The sequence below is a fragment of the Streptosporangium nondiastaticum genome (assembly GCF_003011965.1).
Taxonomy (GTDB): domain Bacteria; phylum Actinomycetota; class Actinomycetes; order Streptomycetales; family Streptomycetaceae; genus Streptomyces; species Streptomyces nondiastaticus.
In genome coordinates this window covers 1-10,707 of the sequence record NZ_PXWG01000189.1, presented here as the reverse complement: position 1 = coordinate 10,707, position 10,707 = coordinate 1, and the positions used below count along the sequence as shown (strand labels likewise).

The following is a 10,707-nucleotide window of genomic DNA, read 5'->3' as shown; positions in this document are numbered from 1 at the left end:
GGGGTGGGTTGTGGTCAGGTGGGGGCGGGCGGCGGCCAGGGGGTTGATGAGGGCGGTGGGGTCGTCGTGGGCGAGGGCGGCGTGGAGCCGGCTGAGCGGTTGGCGGGCGGCGGGGGGAAGGTCGGTGAGTGCGGTGATCTGGCCGGCGAGGCGGCGTAGGTCGGCTGCGTTGTGGCGGGCCCAGGTGGCGGTGGTGCGTTCAGCGGCGCGGGCCTGTCGGGTGGCCGTCACGCGCTGTTCGCCGGTGGTTCCGGCGGGGCCGGGGCGGCCGCGCAGGTAGCGGCGCTCGGCGGCCTGCCGGCTGGCCACGCCGAGGGGGTGGGCGAGGTCGGCCCAGCTGGCGCCCGCGTCGCGGGCCGTTTCGATCAGGCCGGTCTCCCAGCCGGCGAGCTGCTCGCGCACCTGCCGCAGCAGCATCAGGGAGGCCAGCGCCTGTTCCGGACCCGGACCGGGGGTGTCGGGGGCGTTCGGGGCCTTGTGCTGGGCGGCGCGCAGGGCGTCGTCTATGGCGTGAAGGGCCGCCGCGGCGGCAAGGAACGACGCCGGGCTGTGGGTGTTGGCGCTGGGCGGGAACGGCTGGCTGGCCGGGGTCACGGGCACCTCTCTCGGTCCGTCGTCGGATCGACGACATCATGCTTGTCATCCATTGGATGACATGTTACAACGGTGTCAGTGAGGCGCATTGGCAGCAACTGCCTGAACCTGCTGGAGGTGTTTTCACGATGTTGATGCGCACTGACCCCTTCCGTGAGCTGGACCGGCTGGCGCAGCAGCTGATGGGGCCGGGAACGTGGTCGAAGCCGTCGGCGATGCCGATGGACGCCTACCGTGAGGGCGACGAGTACGTGGTGGCCTTCGACCTTCCCGGCGTCGCCACGGACGCGATCGACATCGACGTCGAGCGGAACATGCTCACCGTCAAGGCCGAGCGCCGGCCGGTGGCGAAGGCCGACGACGTGCAGATGGAGCTGTCCGAGCGGCCGCTGGGCGTCTTCTCCCGCCAGATCGTGCTCGCCGACACCCTCGACACCGAGCACATCAAGGCCGATTACGACGCGGGCGTGCTCACCCTGCGCATCCCGATCGCCGAGCGCGCCAAGCCCCGCAAGATCTCCATCGGCGTCGGAGCCGGCCACAAGGAGATCTCCGGCTGACCCGGCCGGACGGGTGCGGAGGACGGGATTCCTGATCTCCCCCTCACCTTGTCCTCCGCACCCTGTGGGCGGTCCGAAGAAAGGGGTGGCTGTCGGATGACTCTGCGACGCGAAGCGTTCCTCGACCACGTGAGAGAACGCGGCGAGTACGGCACTGTGGAGGAAGCCGGGCGCGCGGCCCGTGTGGTGCTCGCCCTGCTGGGCGCCCACCTGGTCGGCGAGGTCCGCGCCCAGCTCGCGGCACTCCTGCCGGAGGACTTCGCCTTGATCCTGCTCAATCCGCTGCAGAGCGCCGAGCCGCTGTCTCCGGAGCGGTTCGTGCGGGCGACCGCGGCCTGGATCGAGGGCGCCACCGAGCAGACCGCAGCCTGGGATGTCAGTGCCGTGCTGTCCACGGTCGCCGACGCCGCTGACGACGGCCTGCTGGGCCAGATCCTGCTCCAGCTCCCCGTCGGCTACGACCTGCTCTTCGGCCGCCCCCAGCCCACCTGACCACCCCGCACCCCGGTGCCCACGCACCGGCGACAGATCAGAAAGGCAACCACCCCAGTGATGTCCGACCGGCTCACACCGCTCCAGCCGCACTCCTACGGGACGGCGTACGAGCAGATGCTTGAGAAGGTCCGCTACGAAGGCGCCTACCCCACCCGGGAGAGGGCTGAGGAAGCCGTCTGCCTGGTCCTGGCGGGACTGGGACGTCAGCTGACCGGCGACGAACGCGTCGACCTGGCCGCCCGGCTGCCCTTCGAGGCCGCACGCGTCCTGACCGCGCAGATTCCCGAAACCCAGCCCCTGACCGGCTGGGCCTTCGTCAAGGACCTCGCCGCCCGCTGCGGCGCCTCCCTGGCCACCACCCGGTGGGACACCGGATCCGTCCTCGCGGCCGTCGCCGCCTACGCCGGCCCCGACCTCATCACCCGCATCCTGCACCAGCTTCCTACCGGCTACGCGTTGCTGTTCGGCCGCGCCGAACTCACCCCGGCCGCGTAACGGGTCGTCCCCTTCCAGCGTCCTTGGGGGCATGGGAGGCGCTGACGCGTGCCCGGGCCCGGGCACGCGTCAGGAGCATCATGGCCCTGCTCATGTCCCCCGGCATGCGTCCCCCGGCTTTGCCGTGAGCTCGGCGGCGAGGCGCTGGCGGTCACTGTGATTTCGCCCGCCGCGCTCGCCAGCGCCTTGAACGCGTCGGTGGATACGCGTCGGCCAGTCCTGCAGCAGGCCGATCCGCAACTGCGCGAGGGCATAGACGACCAGGGTGTGGTCGCGCTTGGCGAAGTTCGCTGCGGCCCCCGTCAGGTCCTCACCCGGCGGGGACCGTCTCGTCAGCCGCAAGTGAGTTGCCCTCGGCGATGCTGCCGCAGGAGGACGGGGCCTCCTTGCCGGCGAACCGGTCGCGCAGCCAGGCGAGCGCGGTGGGCACCGTGGCCGTGGGTGCGGTCAAGTGGCTGAGGACGTCGTACTGCTTGTACCAGACCGCGGCGTCGCCCTCGGCGCAGTACTTCCGCGCCAGCGCCCGTGTGTCCCCGGCGACCGTGATGCCGTCGCCCGAGCCGATGCCCGCGATGTTGCTCGTGGTTCCCTCGAGGGAGCCGGCGTTGCCCTGGCCGATGTAGCCGGGGACGGTCGGGGTCGGTGCCAGGCCGAGGTTGGTCTTGTTGACCGCCTCGACGAGCTCGGGTACGGAGTTCGGGTTCGCGTACTCCGGCTTCGCCATCTTCTTCCACGTCAGACCGGGGTAGTGGCCCAGCACGTCGGCGATCGAGGCGTGCTGGTGCTCGTCGACCAGCTGCTTGCCGTAGCCGTTCAGGTACTTCTTGAGGTCGAAGTCGTACGAACGCGCTTGCCCGATGAGCAACTCCGGGATGAGCCCGGACCACACCTGACTGCCTTCGATGTACCTGAGGATGTGTGAGGGCTTCACGAGCACCCCGCCCTCGGCGTATCCCACCAGGCGCTTGTTGACGTCAGGGGCGTATTCGGGCGCGAGGGAGGCGGCCCAGTTGGTCGCGACGGCGCCGCCGGAGTAGCCCATGAGGCCGACGCGCGCGTCGGGGCTGATGCCGGTCCTCGACGCCGCGCTGGAAGCGGCACGCAGGGAGTCCAGCGTGTTGTACCCGTACTCGCGGGAGGCCGTGAGGTGGGCGGCCTGCCCCTCGGTGTCAGGGAGGACGACGTCGTAGCCGGACAGCAGGAGCGACGCCACGAGCGTGGACTCGCCGTTCGCGATCAGGCCGCCGGGCAGCTTGACGTTGCCCGCGACCGCCCGGGACGGACCGTCTTCGGGGTCGAGCGAGTCGTAGAACGACTGGTACGACACGACCTTGCGGCCGTCGCCGCCAGGACTGCGCAGCACGGAGGTCACGCCTGCGGACGGGTGGCCCTGCTCGTCGGTGGTGCGGTAGAGCAGCTGCGTCGCCTGGATGGGTGTCGCGATACCCAGGACGTGGTACGGCAGCGTCCGGACCTTGAGCACGTCCCCGGGCCTGTACGAGGACAGCGGCTTGCTGCCGTCGTAGGTGTAGAACGCGTCGCTCCCGGCAGTCGTCGACGAGGACTGCTCCTGAACGCCGGACGCGACAGTGGGCACGGCGGCGACGGCGAGGGCGACGACGCCCGCGATCGCGGCGTGCCGCACTCTGAATTTGCGCATGACTCTCCCAAACGGTGTGAGCGGATCAGAGAGATGACCGCTACGGCTACGGCCCGAAGGGGGGAGTGGCCAAGGGTCGGTTCCGGCGCAACCTAACAAAGGCGCACGGCAGTTGACCAGGGGTGCGCCAGAGTCTTCACGGGACGAACGGCGGCTGAGTCAGTGACCCCGCTCCGCCAATTCCCTTGGGGTGCGACTCTTCTCCGGTGAGGTGGCGGGCTGCGCCTTCGATGACGCCGCTGGCGATCGGCCAGCCGGCGGCGAGTGCCCGGTCGTAGTGGACGAAGTCGGCGTTGTTGTTGAGGTATTGACAGGCTTTTGTCGGCGGCCGTGCGTTAATCACCCGTCAGCTTGCAGTGGTCGGCCTCGGCGCGGATCTCGTCGGCGGCCTGCTGGGCGTATCCGCGGAGGATGCGGGCTGTCTTGACGGCGATCCAGTCCTCGGCGTCCGCATCGGCGGGGGCGTGGAAGCAGCGGGAGGCGGCCCACTGGGTAGGCCGCGCGGCGAGGTGCCCGTTGCCGGGTCCTTTTCCGCACGGCCCCCACCGAACCCACCGTGCTAAGCGATCTTGAGTATTTGGGCTGTGGCTGGCGTCATCGCCGCAGCCCGCCTGTTCAGGGCACGGTCGACGGGCGGTGTGGAGCTCCTTGGCGGTGGTGTAGGCACGGACGGGCATGTCCTGGTACTTGACCGAGCGCCAGATGCGTTCGATGCGTTCCATGCAGTTCAACTCCAGTGATCTGGAAGGGAGGCAGAACAGATGGACTCCTATGGCGGCCAGTTCCTCGCGACGTCCCTTGAAGGCGTCGGCGTGGTGGATGGAGGCGTTGTCCAGCACGATGGTGCAGGGCCGAGAACGCTTGAAGCCAGCCGGCGACGTACTGAGTCGATCCGCTCCGCCGGGCAGCCTGGCGATGTGGTTGCAGACGAAGTCGAGCACCGCCGCCGCGTCGATCCGGTGCGGGCCCAGGTGCAGCCGGTCGGCAGGGTCGGGGAGAATCCACACTCGTCGAGGTAGTACAGGTCCCCGATGCCGACTTCGGACCTCAGCCGTACAGCCGCAGACCCTCCAGTCGTGCCCATGCGGCGGCCTGGAGGGCCGGGTCGGCCTGGTGCCGGACGCTGTCCCGGGTGCGTTTCCAGCGGAAACCGTCCCGGTGTAGCAGCACTGACAGCCACGAGGAGTCGAGGACGACACCGCGTTCGCGGCGCAGCCACTCGGCCAGTGCCGGCAGCGTCCAGATCTCGCCTCGCACCGCGGCCTCGTCCAGCATCGCCTCCAGGGCATCAAGGTCCTCGCGCCCCCAGCGCGGCGGACGCCCCGGCCGCGCGGCGTCCGCCAGAGCCTCGAACCCTCCGTCGAGGAAACGGTGCAGGGCTTTGCGCACCGTGGCCACGTGTTTGTCGAGAATCGACGCGATCTGGGGCGCGCTGCGGCCCTGGGCCGCGAGCCGCACGCAGTCCAGCCGCATCCGTTCGTTGGGTACGAGATCCCTGCACTTCAACCGCCGCCGCAGCTCGGCGACTTGCTGTGTCGGCAGCTCCAGACCCAGCGGCTTCATCACCATGGCAGCCCCCTCGCGAGGTGGCCTGCCCAAGCCGCACCACAAATCACCGAGATCGCTTAGACCTTCAGGAAGCTGACGACGCGGTCAATGAACGCGGCTTGCCACGCCTGCGTCTGCGGATGGAGGTACTGCGGGCCCTCATGGACCGCACAGCCGTGCTCGTCACCCTCGAGCTCCATCAACTCCGCCGGGCAGCCGAAGGCTTTGAGGTAGTGACGGGAGGATTCCACCGGTACGAACGTGTCCTTCGTGCCGTGTACCACGGGCGTGGCAGCACTGACCGCGGGCAGGACGCTTGCGGGATCCGGGAAGTGCACCTCATTGAGCAGTGACCGGCCCAGCTCGAACGGGCTCCGTTCGGTGAAACCGTCCTCGGTGAGCGCCGCCGCGGCCTCCACGGAGAGGTAGTCGCCAGCGCCAACGTACGGGCGGCTGGTGATGTACCGCTCGCGGTAGTCCAGCCGGGGATAGCAGGACCAGACGCTCGATGCCCTCCCGCCGGTGCGCGGCGTGCAGCGTGGCCGCGCCGCCGGACAAGGACGCCGCGATCACTGATACCAGCGGGTCGAGACCGCTCTCGGCGCGCAGGTGATCGTATGCCACCCGGATGTCGTTGGCGACTCCGGCGACGGTGATGTCCTGCGGCCTGCCGCCGTCGGCCCCGTGAGCCCGCAGATCGAACCGCACACAACGCGTCCCGGCTCCGGCGAGTGCGGCTGCAATCCGGGTGAAGAAGCCGCCCTCGTACCGGTGCCCCCAGCACCGCCAGCTTCTCGAAAGGCCCCGCTGGTGGCGTCACCGTGCCCTTCAGAACAGTGCCGTTGAGCGATCGAAACACGGTCTCCAACTCAGCCACAGCCACGCCCGGATCGTCATGACGCGGCCTGCTCAGCGCAGGCCGCCCACACAATCACCACACCCCTTCGCATCCACAGCCGCACGTTGCCAGTACGGCGCAGGGAAAGGCCGGATGACCGAAAGGGCGCCCGGGGCGGGTGCTGCACGGCATAGTGCGGGGATGGCCTCAGGACTCGCCGCGGCACTGACTTAAGAGGGGCTGTTCCCCGCACGCGCCGGGACGAGCCCGCCTCCTCGGCCTCGCGCACCACGGCAATCAGCTGTTCGGACAGGTCCGCTCGGCTGTGCCTCCGGCATGGGCTGGCACGCCTTGCCGCTCCGTAGGGGCTGACCGGCTTCTGTGGCATCGACGCACGGATGGCCCCGGCAACCCATTCCTCCACCGCCGTCCGCGACCACTCCAACGACGGGGCGTCCGGCCCGGGGTGTGATCTGTCTCACAGGCCGTCACAGTAGCCGGTCGCGCGGCGTCTTGAGGCTGAACCCCTTGAGATAGAAGGAGACAGCATGACCGACAAGGCCGAGACGGCCGTGACCGGCAGCGGATACGCAGGTGTCGGTTCCGGTCAGCGATCGGGGCGCCGTTCCACCCGGCTCATCACTCACCGGGAGCCGAGTCGGCAGGAGCAACTGATGAAGCACCGCATCGTCGTCCTCGGCGCCGGCTATGCAGGCGCCTACGTGGCCGGGACCCTGGCCCGCCGGCTGTCCCCGGCGGACACCGAGATCACCGTGGTCAACGCCGAGCCGGACTTCGTCCAGCGGCTGCGGCTGCACCAGCTCGCGGCCGGCCAGGAGATCGAGGCTCCGCAGCTCGCCGACGTCTTCGCGGGCACGGGGATTGAGCTGTGCCTGGCCCGTGTCACCGCCGTCGACCCCGAGCGCCAGGTCGTCGCCGTGGCCGATGGCGCCGGCGGCGTCGGCGAGCTCGGCTACGACACGCTTCTCTACGCTCTCGGCAGCCACGTCGCCGACCACGGTGTCCTCGGCGTGAGCGAGCACGCCTTCGACGTCACCGGCAGGCTCTCCGCGCTGCGCCTGCGCGAGCGCCTGGACAGCCTGGATAGGCGGGGTGAAGGCGGGAGCGTGCTGGTGGTCGGCGACGGGTTGACCGGCATCGAGACCGCCACCGAGATCGCCGAATCCCGGCCCGGATTGTCCGTGGTGCTGGTCGCTCGCGGCGAGCTGGGCGCCCCGCTCTCCGCCGGGGCTCGCAGCCACCTGCGCCGGGCCTGCGACCGGCTGGGCATCACCGTCCTGGAGCACACCGAGGTGGAAGCCGTCGAAGCGACGCGGGTGCTGTGTGCCGACGGCACTGTCCTGGCGTCCGACGCAACCGTGTGGACGGCCGGGTTCGCGGTCAGCCCCATCGCCGCCGCCGGCGGGCTGGAGGCCACCGAGAACGGCCGGATCATCGTCGACCGCACTATGCGGTCGGTCTCGCACCCGAACGTCTACGCCGCCGGCGACAGCGCCTACGTCATCGGTGACAACGGCCGACCGCTGCCGATGTCCTGCGCTTCAGCCGGCTTCACCGGCATGCAGGCCACGGCCGCGATCGTGGGGTACCTGACCGGCCGCAGGATCCCGAACACCAAGTTGTCCTACCCGGGCAATCACATCAGCCTCGGGCGGCGGGACGGGATCTTGCAGATGGTGGACACCGAAGCGCAGGCAAAGCCGACGTACGTGGGCGGCCGGAAAGCCGCGCGGATCAAGGCGGGCATTCTCAAGATGTCGCTGTGGACCACCTCGCACCCGACCTTCGGCCTGCCCAAGCGCAGGCGCCGCCTGGCTGCCTCACGGGACCTGTCCGTTGAGAAGACGCTCCGGCCTCTGGAAAACGGAGGAGCCGTCCGTGGCTGAGAACACCGATTCGTCGCGCACATCCGGCTCACGGGTGGCCACCGCCGGCAACTGCTGCAGGCTGTGCACGAGGCGTCGGCCATCGCGGGACGGGCAGCCCGACCGTGCATTCGGGGGAGAGAAAACGAGAGATGACCGACCACACCACTGCCCAGACGGCGACCGGCATCTTCGTCACCCAGCGCAACCTGCTGTTCACCATCGCCTATGAGACGCCCGGCTCGGCGGCCGACGCCGAAGCCCTCCAGGAGACCTGGCCACGCCGGGTCAAGGCCGACCTGGGACAGGTGCGCGACCAGCGGGCGTACCTGGTGCGGATCGCGACCCGGCAGGCGCTCAACCCGGCCGAGCGAGCGGCCGAGCGGGCGAGCGGGCGGTGTTCGTGCCGCGCGAAGTCTTCGAGGTCGACGACGGCGAGATCGCCCGTCGGCAAGACCCCGGCGGCCGTGCCGGATGAGTGCGTCGACTTCGGGGTAGTGAGTCCGGCTGGCCTTGAGCTGGAGGGGTTTCGGTCTCGGCGGGGTTCTCCGGGCGGTGGAGGATCCATCCGGCGACGGCCGGGGGCGAAGGCGGCCGGGCTGCACCGGTCGCGGTGAGGTCCCGTTCTTGTGCAGGCAGGCGCGAACGCGCTGGTAGCTTCCCTTGCAGCCGAGTGGAACGCTCTCCCGATCGATCTGTAATCGGGATGAAGGCGAGGCGTCAGCTGCATCCGGGACTATGGGGCTGCTGCGCCGGCCTCGTCAAGTACGGTGGTGGCTGTTTGAACTGACATGTATCGAGAGGTCGATGCCATGCCCACCGCGAGGTTCTTCTTCGACGCAGGGTCAGGTGGAGTCCTTTGGGCGGCCACACGCGAGGACAAGGAGGCGTGGGGGTACCCGGTCGAGCTGGACCGACTACCGATCAGCCACGACCTCCGCGACAGCCTGAACAGGCTGATAGATTGCTACGATGCGTCGTTGAACTGGGATTACCCCCCTAACCCGGGGCCGTGGCGTGAAGCGGAGTGTCACCACTTCAACGAGGAGGTCCGCCAAGCGCTCGGCCGCCTTCGCGCCGAGCTCGGCCCGGCATGGCAGATTTACGACGAGTTCAACGCACTCCACGAAGACCCGGACCTTGACCGGTACCTGGCTGACCCAGCCGGATTCGTTCGCATCTAAATTCGCAGAATGTATATGTGATCGCGTGGCATCCCGTGAGTTCCTCTGAGCCCGGAAGGCGGCCCCGACCCTGTGGTCAGGGGGCGGCCACCACCCCGGCGACGCGGCCCATCCTCGCCCTCGCAGCGGCCCGCGCCGCCCGGGTCGCCCAGATCATCACCCCTCATGCTCGACGACGTCGACCTCGGTAACCACCGGCTGACCATCGCCGGACGTGACCGCCTGATCGACGATCTCCCCTTGAAGCTGCTGCTGGGCTGGCTGGAGCACCGTCACAGTCGGTGGCCGGACACTGCGAACCTCCACCTGCTGATCAACAAGAGACCACCAACACGACCGGCCGTGTCAGCAACCACTGGATCAGCGCTGCGATGCGTGGCCAGGACGCGACCCGGGAGACCCGGACAGGCTGGTCATGCTGCTCCCTGTGTGCGGGGATGAGCCCGCGCCGGTCTGCTCCATAACCTGTCCACCTTGCTGTTCCTCGCCTACGCAGGGATGGACCCCACGCGGCTGGCCTGGTGCTTGGTCCGGGCGGCTCCAAGAGGCGGGGGTGGGGGACAGGTCTGGCTGATTCGAAGGCGCTACTGCGCCTCGGCGTCTGTGTTTCGAAGGTAATTTGGTGATCTTGGTATTTGTTTCGCCGGTGACGGTGACGGTGCCGGTGCCGGTGGCGGCTGGTCGCCTCAGGTGCTCTCTTGCGCCTGGTCCCGGCCCGTAGGGCGTATGGGTTTGCCGGGACGGCTGTGGCTTGCTTTGCGTGCCGCTGGAACCCGGCTAGCGGGCAGAGTGGTCATGAAGTTCACGAGGAGTCAGGGTGCGGGAGAATAGGTGGCGTTGCTGACGGGCCGTCACAGGGTGACCGCCGCGCCGGCGGCGGCCAGTGTCATCTTCACGAGTGTCCCGGCTCATTTCGCTCTTGAAGGACGAGGCAGCGGCCGTACCAGGTCGGGGCACGCAGAGTGGCGCGTCGTCGGCGAGCGGGCAGGAGAAGGCCCCGGAAGGAACGCCGAACCCCTGGACCACCCTGCCTGACCGCTGCGACGGGGTGAGGTGGGCCCAGGTGGTGAGGCCGGGGCGGTTACGGCCCCGGTCCCAGGAGGGTCGCTGTCGTTCCGGCTGTGTGCGTCTGGGAGTTCCAGAGCCGGCTCCTGATGATGACCAGGGCTCCGGCCGGGAGAGCTCACCAGGCCCTGCGGTGGCAGGAGTGCTCGCCGGTGTTGAGCAGTTCGGCAGATGTGGCTGATGACGGAGAGGTATCCCTGTTACCTGCTGTGGCGGGCGGCCGCCTGTGGCCCGCGTTGCTGTTGTCATGAGGCGATCCGGTCGTGTCACCTCTCGCGGAGCGTGGCCGGCCCATGGACGGGCAGGTGGTAGCGCCCGCCGCATCCAGCGGCGCGAGCTCAGGCCTGAGCCGTTCCGCCGTACCCCCGAGACGGCGGAACGG

The 10,707-nt window shown here is 69.3% G+C and carries 11 protein-coding genes and 2 pseudogenes; 6 read left to right on the top strand and 7 right to left on the bottom strand.

The window, feature by feature from the left end:
* Positions 1–594 (bottom strand): annotated as a pseudogene (locus tag B7P34_RS33295) (hypothetical protein); the annotation flags it as partial.
* A 128-nt stretch (positions 595–722) separates the two neighbouring features.
* Here B7P34_RS33295 and B7P34_RS33290 point away from each other — a divergent pair.
* The 3 genes from B7P34_RS33290 to B7P34_RS33280 all read left to right on the top strand — a co-directional run bounded on the left by B7P34_RS33290 (position 723) and on the right by B7P34_RS33280 (position 2,144).
* Complete coding sequence (locus tag B7P34_RS33290) at positions 723–1,154, top strand: Hsp20/alpha crystallin family protein (protein WP_106681897.1); 432 nt, start codon at positions 723–725, stop codon at positions 1,152–1,154.
* Positions 1,155–1,250: 96 nt separating this feature from the next.
* Positions 1,251–1,646: a DUF2267 domain-containing protein gene (locus tag B7P34_RS33285; RefSeq protein ID WP_106681896.1), complete on the top strand. Its 396-nt coding sequence runs from the start codon at positions 1,251–1,253 to the stop codon at positions 1,644–1,646.
* Positions 1,647–1,706: 60 nt separating this feature from the next.
* On the top strand, positions 1,707–2,144 hold the full coding sequence (locus tag B7P34_RS33280; protein ID WP_223268490.1) for a DUF2267 domain-containing protein: 438 nt from the start codon (positions 1,707–1,709) through the stop codon (positions 2,142–2,144).
* Between the two features lie 310 nt (positions 2,145–2,454).
* On the opposite strand, the gene B7P34_RS33275 is transcribed toward B7P34_RS33280, so the two are convergent.
* The 6 genes and pseudogenes from B7P34_RS33275 to B7P34_RS39855 form a co-directional block, all read right to left on the bottom strand.
* Positions 2,455–3,804: a lipase family protein gene (locus tag B7P34_RS33275; RefSeq protein ID WP_106681894.1), complete on the bottom strand. Its 1,350-nt coding sequence runs from the start codon at positions 3,802–3,804 to the stop codon at positions 2,455–2,457.
* 136 nt (positions 3,805–3,940) lie between these two features.
* Positions 3,941–4,147, bottom strand: a complete 207-nt coding sequence (locus tag B7P34_RS37835; RefSeq protein ID WP_189383250.1) for a hypothetical protein — start codon at positions 4,145–4,147, stop codon at positions 3,941–3,943.
* Positions 4,140–4,811, bottom strand: a complete 672-nt coding sequence (locus tag B7P34_RS33270; protein ID WP_106681893.1) for a transposase — start codon at positions 4,809–4,811, stop codon at positions 4,140–4,142. Before B7P34_RS33270 ends, B7P34_RS37835 begins: the two co-directional genes overlap by 8 nt.
* A 40-nt stretch (positions 4,812–4,851) precedes the next feature.
* Positions 4,852–5,373, bottom strand: a complete 522-nt coding sequence (locus B7P34_RS33265) for a helix-turn-helix domain-containing protein (protein ID WP_106681892.1) — start codon at positions 5,371–5,373, stop codon at positions 4,852–4,854.
* 56 nt (positions 5,374–5,429) lie between these two features.
* Positions 5,430–5,771: an alpha/beta hydrolase family protein gene (locus tag B7P34_RS39045; RefSeq protein WP_223268489.1), complete on the bottom strand. Its 342-nt coding sequence runs from the start codon at positions 5,769–5,771 to the stop codon at positions 5,430–5,432.
* Positions 5,692–6,102: pseudogene (locus B7P34_RS39855) on the bottom strand (alpha/beta hydrolase); the annotation flags it as partial. The gene B7P34_RS39045 and the pseudogene B7P34_RS39855, both read right to left, overlap by 80 nt.
* Before the next feature lie 636 nt (positions 6,103–6,738).
* Between B7P34_RS39855 and B7P34_RS33255 the strand changes: the two are divergent.
* From B7P34_RS33255 to B7P34_RS33245, 3 genes are all read left to right on the top strand, one after another.
* Positions 6,739–8,097, top strand: a complete 1,359-nt coding sequence (locus B7P34_RS33255; protein WP_223268488.1) for an NAD(P)/FAD-dependent oxidoreductase — start codon at positions 6,739–6,741, stop codon at positions 8,095–8,097.
* Between the two features lie 131 nt (positions 8,098–8,228).
* Positions 8,229–8,693 carry a hypothetical protein gene (locus tag B7P34_RS39035; protein WP_223268487.1) on the top strand — a complete coding sequence of 155 codons (465 nt, stop codon included), beginning with the start codon at positions 8,229–8,231 and terminating at the stop codon, positions 8,691–8,693.
* A 195-nt stretch (positions 8,694–8,888) separates the two neighbouring features.
* A complete protein-coding gene (locus B7P34_RS33245; protein ID WP_106681898.1) occupies positions 8,889–9,260 on the top strand; it encodes a hypothetical protein in 372 nt (123 codons plus the stop codon).
* Positions 9,261–10,707: the final 1,447 nt, after the last annotated feature.